The 12567-nt window shown below is 73.9% G+C and carries 12 protein-coding genes and 1 pseudogene; 5 read left to right on the forward strand and 8 right to left on the reverse strand.

Going from position 1 to position 12567, the window contains the following annotated elements; all coding sequences use genetic code 11:
- Nucleotides 1-161: 161 nt before the first annotated feature.
- Complete coding sequence (locus tag ACFZB3_RS28000) at nt 162-518, reverse strand: 5-carboxymethyl-2-hydroxymuconate Delta-isomerase (protein WP_391379859.1); 357 nt, start codon at nt 516-518, stop codon at nt 162-164.
- Nucleotides 519-905: 387 nt separating this feature from the next.
- Between ACFZB3_RS28000 and ACFZB3_RS28005 the strand changes: the two genes are divergently transcribed.
- Nucleotides 906-1796 carry a methyltransferase domain-containing protein gene (locus tag ACFZB3_RS28005; RefSeq protein ID WP_391379861.1) on the forward strand — a complete coding sequence of 297 codons (891 nt, stop codon included), beginning with the start codon at nt 906-908 and terminating at the stop codon, nt 1794-1796.
- A gap of 15 nt (nt 1797-1811) precedes the next feature.
- Here ACFZB3_RS28005 and ACFZB3_RS28010 read toward each other — a convergent pair whose 3' ends face one another.
- A complete protein-coding gene (locus ACFZB3_RS28010; protein WP_391380632.1) occupies nt 1812-3251 on the reverse strand; it encodes a Fic family protein in 1440 nt (479 codons plus the stop codon).
- A 263-nt stretch (nt 3252-3514) separates the two neighbouring features.
- Here ACFZB3_RS28010 and ACFZB3_RS28015 point away from each other — a divergent pair.
- Nucleotides 3515-3892: pseudogene (locus ACFZB3_RS28015) on the forward strand (PaaI family thioesterase).
- Between the two features lie 72 nt (nt 3893-3964).
- Here ACFZB3_RS28015 and ACFZB3_RS28020 read toward each other — a convergent pair.
- The 3 genes from ACFZB3_RS28020 to ACFZB3_RS28030 all read right to left on the reverse strand — a co-directional run bounded on the left by ACFZB3_RS28020 (nt 3965) and on the right by ACFZB3_RS28030 (nt 8228).
- Nucleotides 3965-4648, reverse strand: coding sequence for a response regulator (locus ACFZB3_RS28020; RefSeq protein WP_391379863.1), 684 nt, complete (start codon nt 4646-4648; stop codon nt 3965-3967).
- Nucleotides 4645-5850 (reverse strand): histidine kinase, encoded by a 1206-nt coding sequence (locus tag ACFZB3_RS28025; protein WP_391379865.1) that lies wholly within the window; start codon nt 5848-5850, stop codon nt 4645-4647. The genes ACFZB3_RS28020 and ACFZB3_RS28025 overlap by 4 nt, the downstream gene beginning before the upstream one ends.
- Nucleotides 5851-5963: 113 nt before the next feature.
- A complete protein-coding gene (locus ACFZB3_RS28030) occupies nt 5964-8228 on the reverse strand; it encodes an MMPL family transporter (protein WP_391379867.1) in 2265 nt (754 codons plus the stop codon).
- A gap of 345 nt (nt 8229-8573) precedes the next feature.
- On the opposite strand from ACFZB3_RS28030, the gene ACFZB3_RS28035 reads away from it, so the two are divergent.
- Nucleotides 8574-9371 (forward strand): hypothetical protein, encoded by a 798-nt coding sequence (locus tag ACFZB3_RS28035; protein ID WP_391379869.1) that lies wholly within the window; start codon nt 8574-8576, stop codon nt 9369-9371.
- Between the two features lie 64 nt (nt 9372-9435).
- On the opposite strand, the gene ACFZB3_RS28040 is transcribed toward ACFZB3_RS28035, so the two are convergent.
- Nucleotides 9436-10143, reverse strand: a complete 708-nt coding sequence (locus tag ACFZB3_RS28040; protein WP_391379871.1) for an SDR family NAD(P)-dependent oxidoreductase — start codon at nt 10141-10143, stop codon at nt 9436-9438.
- A gap of 101 nt (nt 10144-10244) precedes the next feature.
- Between ACFZB3_RS28040 and ACFZB3_RS28045 the strand changes: the two genes are divergently transcribed.
- Together ACFZB3_RS28045 and ACFZB3_RS28050 are read left to right on the forward strand one after the other, a co-directional pair.
- On the forward strand, nt 10245-11090 hold the full coding sequence (locus tag ACFZB3_RS28045; protein WP_391379874.1) for a helix-turn-helix domain-containing protein: 846 nt from the start codon (nt 10245-10247) through the stop codon (nt 11088-11090).
- A 227-nt stretch (nt 11091-11317) separates the two neighbouring features.
- Nucleotides 11318-11521 carry a cold-shock protein gene (locus ACFZB3_RS28050; protein WP_181809315.1) on the forward strand — a complete coding sequence of 68 codons (204 nt, stop codon included), beginning with the start codon at nt 11318-11320 and terminating at the stop codon, nt 11519-11521.
- A gap of 25 nt (nt 11522-11546) precedes the next feature.
- Here ACFZB3_RS28050 and ACFZB3_RS28055 read toward each other — a convergent pair whose 3' ends face one another.
- Both ACFZB3_RS28055 and ACFZB3_RS28060 read right to left on the reverse strand, forming a co-directional pair.
- A complete protein-coding gene (locus tag ACFZB3_RS28055; RefSeq protein ID WP_391379876.1) occupies nt 11547-11855 on the reverse strand; it encodes a hypothetical protein in 309 nt (102 codons plus the stop codon).
- Nucleotides 11856-12076: 221 nt separating this feature from the next.
- Nucleotides 12077-12475, reverse strand: coding sequence for a hypothetical protein (locus ACFZB3_RS28060; protein ID WP_391379878.1), 399 nt, complete (start codon nt 12473-12475; stop codon nt 12077-12079).
- Nucleotides 12476-12567 lie beyond the last annotated feature (92 nt).

Below are 12567 nucleotides of genomic sequence, written 5' to 3' on the forward strand. Positions count from 1 at the left end.
TCGTCATGCTCAACGCCCTGCGCGAGACCCACGCCGCCGAAGCCGCCATCACCCTGGCCGCCCGCACCCTGCACGCGGCCCTGCACACCGCCTGACGACGGGGGCACCGCCCGGGTCCGCGGACGGGGCCGGGTGCCTCGTCCGCGCGCGTCGAGCCCGGCTCAGAAGGTCCGGAGACGGTACGAGCAGCCCAGTTCGCGCACCTCGACGGAGCAGACCACGGCGTGGGCCGTGCCCACCCCCAGGTGCTTTTCCAGCAGTGCGAGCACGTCCTCGGACAGCCGGGCCTTGACCGCGTCGGGCCGCCCGGGGAGCAGCCCCACCTCCACATGGACGAAGGCCGCCGCATCGCCGTGCCGGTCCGCCGTCCGGGGCCCGGGCGCCTGCCGGAACAGCATCTTGCAGGTGCCCGCCGAGCCGCTGCCCTCCAGAACCGTCGGCTGCAGCTCCGCCGCGAAGACCCGCAGGTCGAAGGAGTCGGCGATCCGCGGGGAGTAGTCGACGGTGATGTGCGGCATGGCGACCCTGATCCTCTTGGCCGGTTGGCTTCCTCGACCGTGTTCCGCTGTGACGGTCGCCCCCGGCACGACTCGTGTGCTCGTGTGCGGCGGAGATAGTTGTATCAGCCGTCGATCTGCCGGAGATCCGGCGGAGGGGGCCGGAGCGTCCGGGTCCTCCGGCGGGCGGAGGGACTGCCCGCCCGGCCCTTCGGCCGATCGGCCGCCCGCCCGGCGCGCCTCGGCCGTGCGGGCGGCCGCCGGTGGAGGATCGGCGGGGCGGCGGCCCCGGGGACGGGCCGCCCGGTACCCCACCAGATGCGAAGGCCCGGCCATGAGACTCTGCGGCGCCCCCCGGATCCGGCTGTCCGACCCGGACGGCAGTCCCGGCCCCACCCAGGCGGCGGTGTGACCGCCGCGCCGGGCGGCGGCCGCTACGGCGAGGCCGTCTTCCGTCCCGGACAGGCCGGCGAGGACCGGCGCATCGACGTCGGCGCCCTTGCCTACGACGACATCACCATGGCGCGGCTGCGGGCGCTCGGCGCCGGGCCGGGGTGGCGTTGCCTCGACGTGGGGGCCGGCACGGGCACGGTCGCCCGGCGGCTGCTGGACGAGGCCGGGGTGGAGAGCGTGCTCGCCGTGGACCGCGACGTCCGGTTCCTCGCCGAGCGGCCCGGGCTCGACGTGCTGGAGGCCGACATCACGACCGACGGCCTCACCACCGCCGCCGGCATCACCACCGCGGACGGGATCACCACCGCAGACGGCACCGACCGGGACGGCGCCCCGGACATCGCCCCCGGCCGGTTCCGGCTCGTCCACGCGCGCTTCGTGCTGATGCACCTGCCCGAGCACGAGCGCCTGATCACGACGCTGGCCGAACTCGTCGCGCCCGGCGGTGTGCTGGTGCTCGGCGACGCGGTCGACCTGACGAGCGACCGGACGCCCGGCACGCCGTACACCACGGTGATGCGGGCCATGTGGCAGGGGCTGCGGGACACCATCGGCACGGACGTCTCCTGGGTGCCGTCGTATCCGCAGCTGCTGCGCGGTGCGGGGCTGCGCTCCGTGGCCGCCGAGATCCATGTGCCGCCGTTGCTGCCGGGCAGTCCCGTCAGCCGCTTCTGGGCGGACACCTGGGAGCGGAGCCGGGCGGCGATGCTCGCCACCGGCCTGGTCGACGACGCGACCGTGGACGCGGCGGTCCGGTACCTGGACTCCGAGGAGTGCGCCGCGCTGTCGGCTGGCATGCTCACCGCCTGGGGCTGGAAGGCCGCGGACGGGACCTCCGCCCCCTGACCGGAGAGGACCGGGTCAGGAGGCGGGGGCGGTGGCCCGGCGCCGGGTCTCCGCGAGATGGAGGTCGATGTAGTTGGTGAGCGCCACCGCGTCCCGGGAACGGTCGGCCTGGAAGGAGACACGCCGGAGCAGGCTGACGCTGTCCAGCGTGACGCCCTCGCGGGCGAGGACGAAGACCAGGGCGAGGAAGGCGGAGCGGGCGTTCCCGTCGTCGAAGGGGTGGAAGAAGCAGACGTCGAGGTACGCGCGGGCGGCACGGGCGGTCAGCGGGAGCGGCGCTCCGGTGCCCTCGGCACTGCCGGAACTGCCGGTACAGCCGGAGCTGTCAGAGCTGTCAGAGCTGCCGGAGCTGCCGGAGCTGCCGGAGCTGTCGGCACTCTCCGCGCACCCGGCGCTCCCGGCGCTCTCCGCAAGGCAGGCGTCGAGGCGGGCCCGGGTGTCCGGGGCGATGCCGTAGCGCTCCCGACCGCGTTTGGCGAAGGCGGGCAGGGTGCGGAACGCGGGCGGCCGCGCGGTGCCGAGGACGTGCTGCTGCCAGCCCTGGAGCAGTGCGAAGTCGAGCGGCGCGCCGTGCGCCGCGTCGGCCCGGAGCCGGTCGAGCGCGGCGAGCAGTCCCTCGGCGCGGGCGGGGTCCAGTGCCTGGTCGAAGGCGCGGATGTCCTCGGCCGCGCCGTCGCACGCCGGTGTCACCGGCCCTTCCCCGCCGCGGTCGGAGGCCTCCCGCCAGGCCGCGGTCCCGCGTACGGCGAGCCACTGTGCCAGGTGGTCGACGGCCGGCCCGGCGGGCGGCCGCGGTCCGCCGGACGGCGGCAGCGACCGCGCGAGGCGCTCCGCGATGTCGTCGACCAGTTCCGTGTCGGGGCCGGCCCAGCTGCGGAACCGACCGCCGACCGCCTCGTCGACGAGGTCGCGGGCGTGGTCCGGTGCGATTCCCCACCGGTCGAGGAACCAGCCGAGCACCTGCTGGCAGTGCCCGTACCAGCCGCTGCCGCAGCCGGTGCGGTCGACGACCTGCAGGATCAGGTTCCGGGCCGCGCGCTCCCACAGGATCCGCTGGTCCTCGATACCGGCCGGATCCAGCGGGTACGCCTCGAACCGCCCGGCGAGACTCTCCAGCCACGCCCGCCACTCGCAGAGCGCCGCGACGACCCGGTCGAGCGTCTCCTCCGGGGTGGTGACCGAATCCCGCGGGCAGCACCAGCTCCCGACGGGCCCGCCGTCGAAGTCCCCTTCGTCGTGCGCCCAGCGCCAGCCCACGGCCCAGCGGCCGTAACGCCGCATCAGGGCATACGACATGGAGCTCGCCCAGAGATTGCCCTCGCCATGGCTCCAGTGGCTCATCGCCGGATCGGCGGCCGACACGTCGGGACGGCTCGGCACGCGTCGGGCGGGACCGAGCGCGCGCACCACCCGCGCCGCCGCAACGGGGTCGAACGGATGACGGGCGGGGTCCACCTCGTCCCAGGACAGGTCGAACGGCCACAGCACAGACTTCACCGCGCCAGCCTCCACAACCGTCCCGCGGCCGGGCAACTCCATTAACGTGCCGCGGGCGCGGCGGGGCCTCCCGTCCGCTGCTCGGTACGGCTCTCCGCACGCGGTGAAGCGTGCCCGGACCTCGGAGGGAGAGCACGTACGTGAACGACCGGACGCGGCAGGAGGGGGCAAGTCCCCTGGTCCGCAAGCGTGTTCAGGACAGCTTCGACGGGCAGGGGCTGATGGCCCACCTCGGCGCGCGGATCACGGAGATCGCACCGGGCCGGGTGCACATCGTGCTGCCGGCCCGTCCCGAGGTGACCCAGCAGCACGGCTGCATCCACGCCGGCGCCACCAGTGCGGTCGCCGACAGCGCCGGCGGCTAGGCGGCGCTCACGCTGTTCCCCGAGGACAGTGAGGTCCTCACCGTCGAGTACAAGATCAACCTGCTGGCGCCCGCCGTCGGCGACCGCATCGAGGCGATCGGCACGGTGCTGAAGTCCGGCCGGACCCTGACCGTGTGCCGGCTGGAGGTGTACGGCGTCCGGGACGACGGCGAACGCACCCTGGTGGCCAACGGGCAGCAGACGCTGATCCGCGTGCGTACCGGCGTGGTCTGACGCTCCGGTTGCGGGGCGGCCGGACGGTCCCGTCGGACGGGGACCGGTGCGGGCGACGGGGCGGCCCCGCGCTCAGACCTGCCGTGACTCGGGGCGCACCAGGCCGGTCTGGTAGGCGATGACGACGAGCTGGGCGCGGTCGCGGGCGCCGAGTTTGGTCAGGGCGCGCTGGATGTGGCTGCGGACGGTCAGGACGCTCAGGACGAGTTCCCCGGCGATCTCGTCGTTGGACCTGCCGCGGGCGGCGAGCGCGGTGACCTCCCGTTCGCGCGGGGTGAGGTCGTTCAGGCGCTCCGGGGGCGCCAGGAGGTTGCCGGGGGCGGCCGGGCCGGCGAGGAAGCGGGTGATGAGGGCGCGGGTGGCGCCCGGGGACAGCAGTGCCTCGCCGGCGGCGACGGTGCGGATGCCGTCGAGGAGGGTGTCGGTGGTGACGTACTTGCCGAGGAAACCGCTGGCGCCGACGCGCAGCGCGCGGGCGACGTACTCGTCGGTCTCGTACATGGTGAGGACGAGGACGCGGGTCGCGGCGAGTTCCGGGTCGGCGCAGATGGCGGCGGTGGCGGCGAGGCCGTCCGTGCCGGGCATGCGGATGTCCATGAGGACGATGTCGGGGCGGTGGGTGCGGGCCAGGTCCACCGCCTGCTGCCCGTCGGCGGCCTCGGCGACCACCTCCAGGTCCGGGCAGGAGTCGATCAGCAGCCGGAACGTGCCGCGCAGCAGGGCCTGGTCGTCGGCGAGCAGGACACGGATACTCACGCGGCGGCCTCCGGTTCTTCCGGTGCGAGGGAGTGGAGCGGGAGCGCGGTGGCGACCTCGAAGCCGCCTCCGGGGCGGGGTCCGGCCCGCAGGTCGCCGCCGACGGAGTGGGCGCGTTCCCGCATGCCCATCAGGCCGTAGCCGCCGTCGGCGGCCGGCGGGGCGGTGGGAGTGCCGTCGTTGGTGACCGAGATCAGCAGCCGGGTCCGCTCGTAGGTGAGCCGGACGTCGGCGCCCTGGCCGGCGCCGTGCTTGGTGACGTTGGTGAGGGCCTCCTGGATGATCCGGTACGCCGTCAGGTCCACGCCCGGTGACAGGGGCCGCGGCTCGCCGTCGGTGGTGAGGGTGACGTCGAGCCCGGCGCCGGCGCAGGTCGAGACCAGGTCGGGCAGCCGGTCCAGGCCGGGGGCGGGTTCGAGGGACTCGGCGTCCGGGTCGCCGGACTGCCGCAGCACCCCGACCGTGGCCCGGAGTTCGATCAGTGCGGAGGACGTGGTGACCGTCAGCTCGTCGAGCAGCGCCAGCGCCTGCTCGGGCCGGGTCGGCACGAGGTGGCGGGCGGTGCCGGCCTGGGCGTTGGCGACGGCCATGTGGTGGGCGACGACGTCGTGCAGCTCGCGGGCGATCCGCATGCGTTCCTCGGCGACCCGCAGCCGGGCCTCCTCCTCCCGGGTGCGTTCGGCGTACGCGGCCCGGGCCTGTACGGACTCCAGGTAGGCGGTGCGCAGCCGGGCCCTGCTGCCGCCGACGAGGGGCAGCAGCAGCCACAGGACGGGGCCGACGGTGCGCAGCAGCAGCATGTCGGTCGTGGGGTTGTCGAGCACGGCGGCGATCACCACCACGGCCATGGCGGCCAGCCCGAACGCCCGCGCGACGCTCCGTTCGGTCACGGCGGCCACCCAGTACAGGGCCAGCATGAGCGGGGCCAGCATGAGGGGGGTGGGAATGTAGCCCTGGGCGAGGGTGGCCACCGTACCGGCCATGGCCACGGCGGCGACGGTGCGCGGGTGGATGCGCGCCCACAGCAGGGCGAGGCAGGTGACGGCCGCGATGGCTGTGGCGGGCCACTGTTCCTGCGGCTGGCTGAGGCCGGGAAAACGGAGCAGGGCGCCCAGGGTCACGCAGGCGAGCAGCGCCAGGCCCGTGGCTGCGTCCACGAGGCAGCGGTGGCGCCCCGTTCCCCTGTCCAAGCTGGTGGTCATGTGTCTCTCCGGGTGAGGGGCCTGGCCCCATGGTGGCCGATGTCCGCGGTGGAACGCCCGGTGGGCCGCCCGTGACCTGTGCCACGGGCGGCCCACCGGCCGGTCGGCACCGGTCAGACGCGTACCTCGGCGGTCTCGTCCGCGGCCGGGTCCGGGTCGGCGAGCGTCCCGGCGGCCGGGCCGCGGCTGAGGGCCTCGCCCTCGATGTCCACCCGGGGCAGCAGGCGGTCCAGCCACTTCGGCAGCCACCAGGCCCGGTCGCCCAGCAGGGCGAGGACCGCGGGCACGATCGCCATCCGGACGACGAAGGCGTCGAGGAGGACGGCGGTGGCCATGCCGAACCCGATCATCTTGATCATGGACTCGCCCTCGCCGATGAACCCGGAGAAGACCGCGATCATGATGAGGGCGGCGGCCACGACGACCCGGGCGCTGTGCCGGAACCCGGAGACCACCGCCTCCCTCGCCGGTTCGCCGTGGACGTAGGACTCCCGCATCCGGGAGACGAGGAAGACCTCGTAGTCCATGGCCAGGCCGAAGATGATGCCCACCAGGAAGATCGGCATCAGGCTCATGATCGGCCCGGTCTGCTCCACCCCGAACAGTCCGGCCGCGTGTCCCTGCTGGAAGACCAGGACGACCGCGCCGAGGGCCGCGAGGACCGAGAGCAGGAAGCCGAGCGCCGCCTTGAGCGGGACGAGCAGGGACCGGAACACCACCAGCAGCAGGACGACGGCGAGGCCGACGACGGTGACGAGGTAGGGCACGAGGGCCGACTGGACCTTGCCCGAGATGTCGATGTTCAGCGCGGTGGTGCCGGTGACCTCGAAGGACGCGCCCCCCGCCGACTCGATGGCCGGGCGTTCGCCGCGGATCGTCTTGACGAGCGTCTTGGTCTTCTCGTCGGTGGGGCTGGTGGACGGGGTGGCGGTGAACACCGCCGTGTCGCCCGCCTTGTTGAAGCGCGGCTGCGACACCGATACGACCCCGTCGGTGGCGGCGATCCGCTCCCGGACCGTGCTCACCCCGCCCTTGGCGTCGTCCGCGCCCTTGGCGTCCACGACGATGGTCAGCGGGCCGTTGAACCCGGGGCCGAAGCCCTTGGCCAGGTCGTCGTAGGCGCGCCGCTCGGTGGTGGAGGTGGATTTGGCCTCGTCTCCCGGCATGCCGAGCTGCAACTGGGTCATCGGGACGGCGAGGGCGCCGAGCCCGACGACACCGAGCAGCAGCACGGGGAGCGGGCGGCGCAGCACGAAGCGGGCCCACCGGGTGCCCCGGTTGTCGCCCTGGGGCTCCGCCTGCTGCGCCTGCTGCGCCTGCTTGGCCCGGAACAGCCGACGACGGCCGCCTTCCCGCCTGCGCGCGGCGCCCGCCAGTACGGCGTTCGGCCAGAATCCGAGCAGGGCCGGCACGACGGTCAGGGCGATGACCACGGCGACGACCACCGCGCCTGCGGCGGTCAGACCCATCTTGGTCAGCATCGGGATGCCGACGACGGAGAGACCGGCCAGGGCGATGACCACGGTGAGGCCGGCGAAGACCACCGCCGAGCCGGCCGTGCCGACCGCGAGGCCGGCCGCCTCCTCCGGGGACCGGCCGCCGGCGCGCTCCTCCCGGTAGCGGGAGACGACGAACAGGGCGTAGTCGATGCCGACGGCGAGGCCCAGCATCATCGCCAGGGTGCCGGTGCTGGTGGACAGCCCCAGGGCGTCGGCCAGCACGGTGATGGTGAACATGCTGATGCCGACGCCGAGGATCGCGGTCAGCAACGGCAGCCCGGCGGCGGCCAGCGACCCGAAGGTGACCAGGAGGACGACGGCCGCGATCGCGATGCCGATGATCTCGGCGGTGCCGCCGGGTCCGGCGCCGCTGTCCATGGCGGAGCCGCCGGTCTCGACCGTGAGGCCCGCGTCGCGTGCCTGGCCGGTGGCGTTCTCCAGCGCCGTTCGGCTGGCGTCGGTGAGGGCGGAGGACTTCACCTTGTAGGTGACGGTCGCGTAGGCGGTGGTGCCGTCCTTGCTGACCGCCTTCGCGGTGAAGGGGTCCGCGACCCCCGCCACCTGGGTGCCGTCGCCCAGGGCGTCCACCGTCTCCTCGACGGCCTTCCTGTTCGCGGTGGCGGTCACCTTCTGCCCGTGCGGGGCGACGAAGACGACCCGTGCGGTGGCGCCGTCGGCAGCCGCGCCGGGGAAGCGCTCCTGCATCAGGTCGAACGCCTTCTGGGACTCGATGCCCGGCGTCGAGAACTCCTCGTCGGCGGCGCCCGGCGCCTGCAGCGCGCCCAGTCCTACGGCGGCCAGGACGGCCAGCCACAGCAAGGCGACGTATCCGCGCCGCCGGAAGGCCAGTCGGCCCAGTCGATACAGAAAAGTAGCCACGTCAGGGAACTCCACATCCGTTCTCGCTTGGTCACCCAGACTGTCCTGGCGGGGGCTCCCGCGTCGTCGTGCGGCTACTGGCACTGCGGGCTGCCGAATCCGCAGGACGGGCTACTGAAACCGCAGTACGTGTCCGGGCCGCCGGCTCCTCCCCGGGTACGACACCGGGACCCGTCCGGACCGGGCGGTGCGCGGACCCGGGCGGCATCTGCGCAGAAGCGACACACAGGCTGCACACTGCCTGGCCAAAGGCTCGCTACCGTTCTGGCCGTTCGATCCCTCGTGCGATCGAGTTCAGGCCACGGCGCGGGACGCCGCCGGCGCAGTCGAGTCAGGAAGACGCGGATGGACTACTGCTCCTCGTGCCGTCGGCACCTCAACGGCGCCTTGGCGTGCCCCGGTTGCGGCGCCTACGCCCCGGACATCGCCTCGCGCGCCGTCCCGGCCCCGGCATCGGCCGGCCCGGCGGCCTGGCAGGCCCCGGCCGGTACCGGGTGGCCCGAACCGGACGCGTACGCCGAGGAGGCAGCGGCCGAGGACCCGTACGACGGCCCCGACGCGGCACCGCCCGCACCGCTGGGCCGGGCGGCACGGCGGCGTCAGCGGGCCCGCTGGAAGAAGAACCAGCGGCGGGCCGTGGTGGCCACCGCGGTCGCCCTGGTCGGGGGCGGGCTGACCGTCGCCTCCCTGGACCGGCAGGGCGGCGACCGGGCCCAGGCGGCCACGGCCCCGGACAACCGGCCCATGGGCCTCGCCGACGAGCAGGCCACGGACCTCGATCCGGCGGCGTCGGCACCGACCGGCCGGCACCGGGCCCCGGACCCCGCGACCGCCGCCCGCCCGGCGACGGCGAACGCCCCCCGGGAGCAGAGCACCGGCGTGCCGCACGCCACGGCGACGCCCGGTCGGGCGACCGCCGCCGCCCCGGCCGGCACGGCGGCCACCGCCGCCCGGCCGCACACCGCCGCCGCGGTGTCCGGCACCACCACCGCCGGCGCGACGGCGGATCCGACGGCCACGCCCACCGCCACCACCACGACGGCCGCCGCCACCGGCACCTCGGCATCGTCGGCGAGCCCCGCGCCGACCGCGTCGGCGACCTCGCCCTCGCAGCTCTGCCTGCTGGTCATCTGCCTCGGCTGACCGCCCGGCACCCGGGCGCCGCAGGGCGCACCGGGCACCGGGCCGCGGCGGGTTCAGCCGGGGCTCACCAGGGCAGCCGGCCGTCGACGTCGAAGTAGCCGCCGGTTGGTCCGTCCGGGCCGATCTGCGCCATCCTCACGATGATCTCGGCGCCCTGCTCCACGGTCTGCGTGCCCGTGTTCCCGTTCAGGTCCGTCTTGGTGAAGCCGGGCTCGACCGAGTTGATCCGCAGGGCCGGGAACGCCTTCGCGAACTGCACGGTGAGCATGTTGACCGCGGTCTTGGACGTCGGGTAGGCGATACCCGGGTAGAAGTGCGCGGGGTGGTCGGGGTCGGAGAGGGCCGTCAGCGAGGCAAGGCCGCTGCTGACGTTGACCACGACCGGTGCCGCCGAGCGCTCCAGCAGGGGCAGGAAGGCGTGCAGGACCCGGACGACACCGAAGACGTTCGTCTCGAAGGTGTTCCGCATCTGGTCGGCGGTCACGGTCCGGGCCGTGGGGACGCTGTTGTCCGCGTTCCTGCTCTCGATCCCGGCGTTGTTGACCAGGACGTCGAGGCCGCCGTCGGCCTCGATCCGCTTGGCCGCGGCCTCGACCGAGGCGTCGTCGGTGACGTCGAGGAGGACGAACCGGGCGCCCAGTTCCTCGGCGGCCCGGCGTCCGCGCTCGGCGTCCCGGGCTCCGATGTACACGGTGTGGCCTGCGGCGACGAGTCGGCGGGCGGTTTCGTGGCCGATGCCCTTGTTGGCTCCGGTGATCAGTGTTGTCGTCATGCCCCCAGACTGCTCCCGGGCCGCGGGAGCAGCCAGAAGACCCTTCTTCCTGGGACTGCGGGTACCAGGCACGGCCGGGGCCGACCGTGTTGACTGGAGGCATGACGGCGACGGAACTCGGACAGGCGCTGCGGCGCTGGCGCGACCGCGTCGCCCCGGATGCCGCGGGGCTGCCGGCCGGCGGGCAGCGGCGCGCGGCGGGGCTGCGGCGTGAGGAGCTGGCGCTGCTGGCCGGGATCTCGGTCGACTACGTCACGCGCCTCGAACAGGGCCGGGCGAGCAATCCGTCCGTGCAGGTGGTCGAGGCGCTGGCCCGGGCGCTGCGGCTGTCCGCGGACGAGCGGACGTACCTGTTCGGGCTGGCGGGGCTGGTGCCACCGGGTCCCGACATGGTGCCCGCCTACCTCACACCCAGCGTCCAGCGGCTCCTCGACCGGCTGGCCGGCACGCCCGTCGCGGTGTCCGACGCGGCCATGACCCTGCTGCTGACCAACCCGATGTACGCGGCGCTGATGGGCGATCCCTCCGGGCTTCGGGGCTTCGAGCGCAACGGGGTGTGGCGCAACTTCCTCGGCCGGCCGAGCCGGGTGCGGCACACGCCCGAGGAGCGGCGGGCCTTCGAGGCCGGCATGGTCGCCGAGCTGCGCTCGACGGCCGCCCGCTATCCGGCCGACCGCCAACTGCAGCGGATGATCTCCGAGTTGCGGGCCGGGAGCAGGCGGTTCGCGGAGCTGTGGGACGCGGGGGTCGTGGGCCGGCTGGAGGCGTCGCGCAAGACGGTCGAGCATCCGCAGGTGGGCGCCCTGACGCTGGACTGCGACCACCTCCGGGTCGAGGAGCACGACCTGCGCATCCTGGTGTACTCGGCCGAGCCGGGCACCGAGGCCGCCGAGAAGCTGGAGTTGATCTCGGTGCTCGGCACCCAGAGCCTGGCGGAAAAGCGCTGACGGGCTCCGGCGGGGCCCGGCGACCGCGTCACGGCGTGCACACGTCGTCCTTCGGCCTGTCCGCCGCAGCGCCCATCCCGCTGGAGCCGGGACCGGTCTCTCCGCGTCCGCGGGGCTGCCCCATCCGGGTGGTTCTGGTCGGACGGCGTTTGCCCTCCCGGTATGGGGGGAGGATGGTCGCGGTCCGCGACGATCCGGGTCGTGGCGACGAGACAAGGGAAACAGGAATGGCTCAGGGCAGCGTCAAGTGGTTCAACGCGGAGAAGGGGTTCGGGTTCATCGAACAGGACGGGGGCGGCCCTGATGTGTTCGTCCACTACTCGGAGGTCCAGGGCAGCGGCTACCGGAGCCTGGACGAGGGCCAGCGGGTCGAGTTCGAGATCGGGCAGGGCACGAAGGGCCCGCAGGCCCAGCAGGTGCGGGCGGTCTAGGGGCCGTCCGGTCGGTGCATGGCCGTCACCCCTCGGCGGCGGCCATGCGGATCAGCGGCTCGAACTCCCGCCGCACATAGACGTCGAACGGCTCCGACAGCGCGCCGTCGATCACGTGCCGTACCCGGTGTTCCGCCGCGAAGTCCTTGATCGCCACGCGGGACTCGGGTCCCACGCCCCCGCCGATGACGAGCACTGCGAACTCCTCGGTCGCCAGGAGTTCCAGAGCCTCCTCGTCGGTGCTCACCCCCTCCGCGTCGAAGCCGTCCGTACGCAGCGTGGCCAGGACCGCCGTCACCCTGGCGGGCGTCCTTCCGAGCACCAGTGTCCTCATGGTCGTTTCCTCTCCGGCGGGTCGGCATCGGCAGGGCCCAACCTAGAAACTCAACCGGACTTGAGGTCAAGCCCGGCTTCGGCCCACCCTGGGCGTCCCTGAAACCTTGCGTGACTCAAGCAAGACAGTGGGCTTCCCTGCATGCGGAGAACGATGCGGCGCGCCGGGCCCACCCGTCACCGGCGAAAGCGGCACGAGGGGGCGGCCGGTCCCGCCGCCGTTCAGGACCAGGACTGGTCGGCCGCCCGCGCCGGCTTCGGCCTGCGGTGGCTCGCGACGAGGCCGCCGGCCGCCCCCAGGGACACCAGGCCCATGAACGCGGCGCCCATGATCCCCTTCACGCCGTCCATCGCGACGTACATGGCTGCCGCGGCCCCCGCGTTGAAGAGGAAGAGGAACCAGAGCGTGCCCCGCCGCGCCAGGAACGCCTTGATCCTCGGCTTCTTCGCGATCCGCGAGCCCGCCAGGAGCGAGACGCCGATGCCGACGTAGGTGGCGATGTCCTTCCGGGTGCCGTCGAGGACGGCACCCGACGCGGAGCTCGCGGCCAGTCCTCCGGCGAAGCACGACCACAGCAGCAGATCGGAGACGAACGCCTTCACACGGGCGAGCGGATGCATGGGACTGTCCTTCGGTAGACGGATGCGAGGGGACGATCCGACCGTCGGTCCGTTGCCGCCGCGGCCGATCTCCCGCATCCACGATTCCGGGG

This window comes from Streptomyces sp. NPDC008092 (assembly GCF_042957285.1).
Taxonomy (GTDB): domain Bacteria; phylum Actinomycetota; class Actinomycetes; order Streptomycetales; family Streptomycetaceae; genus Streptomyces.